This is a genomic window from Bacillus sp. 105MF (genome assembly GCF_000374885.1).
GTDB classification, from domain to species: domain Bacteria; phylum Bacillota; class Bacilli; order Bacillales; family Bacillaceae_G; genus Bacillus_A; species Bacillus_A pseudomycoides.
The window spans coordinates 1-1,226 of sequence record NZ_KB895686.1; the positions used below are offsets into that span (position 1 = coordinate 1).

Annotated in this window: 1 protein-coding gene; it reads right to left on the reverse strand. The window is 33.8% G+C overall.

Translation table 11 applies throughout. The features are described 5' to 3' along the window. Positions 1–409: 409 nt before the first annotated feature. The coding region (locus C564_RS0131570) for an N-acetylmuramoyl-L-alanine amidase family protein (protein WP_018768265.1) at positions 410–1,226 on the reverse strand (817 nt) is incomplete at its 5' end.

Consider the following 1,226-nt stretch of genomic DNA (forward strand, 5'->3'; position numbering starts at 1 on the left):
GAATTAATAGTGCAGTAGAAAGTACAGAAGTAGCAATCATCTTTTTCATTTTATTTCCCTTTTTCATTCTCTTTCCCCTTTTCAAAAAATAGATAATTTATACTATTTTATCAATTTTATCAAACAAATTAAATGTTTTTTTACAATATATATACAAATAAATTGTACGATAACTATAGAATTAGTAGCAGCGGCGCCATGATAGTATGATAGAAAATATAAAAGCATACAAGTTTATATTTACAATGATTGCACGACATAGATTGTTATAAGATGAAACTTCCATATCATATAAATGTCATCCTTAAGGTGACATTTTCATTGACAGAATCTTTTTTTAGCAGAATAAAACAGGTCGCATTACATCATGCGACCTGTCTTGCTTATCAATAAGGACTATTTCTTACAATTAACCCACCCAAACACCGTTATTATTGAAATGGTACCATTTGTTATTAATAAATACCCAGCCTGTTCTCATATCACCAAAAGAAGCATCGAGGTAGTACCAGCTTCCACCAAGTTTTAACCAACCTCTGTATTCTGATCCATTTTGGTTAAAGTAGTACCAGTAATTGCCCCATTTTTGCCAACCGGTTTGCATAGCACCAGATTTATCGAAGTGGTAATATACGTTGTTTATAGAAACTCTTCCAGTTTTCATTTCTCCGAAGGATGAGTCAAGGTAATACCATTTTCCACCAGTAGATAGCCAGCCTGTTTGTTTTACTCCATTATTATTGAAGAAATACCAAGATCCATTAATTTGCGCCCAACCTGTTTTCATAGCACCAGTGTTTGTATCAAGATAGTAATACGTATATTTTCCTGTTTTGTTATCTTTAAATGAAGTCCAGCCTGTCTCCATAATTCCGTAACTGCCAAGATAATACCATTTTCCGCCAGTGGATAGCCAGCCTGTTTGTTTTACTCCATTATTATTGAAGAAATACCAAGATCCATTAACTTTCGTCCAACCTGTGTGCATTGCTCCCGTACTTTCATTGAGATAGTAATATGTATATTTCCCTGTTTTTTTATCTTGAATGGAAACCCAACCTGTTACCTTTTTTCCATTTTTATAGTAGTACCATTTCCCCTGTTGTTTTACCCATCCTTTTGCTTGAGTAACCTTACTTACACTTGCAACTTTAGGAGTAGCAGTAGAATTTTGAATCGTCTTGTTTTCTTCTGCATGAGCAATAGCTGGAATTAATAGTGCAGTA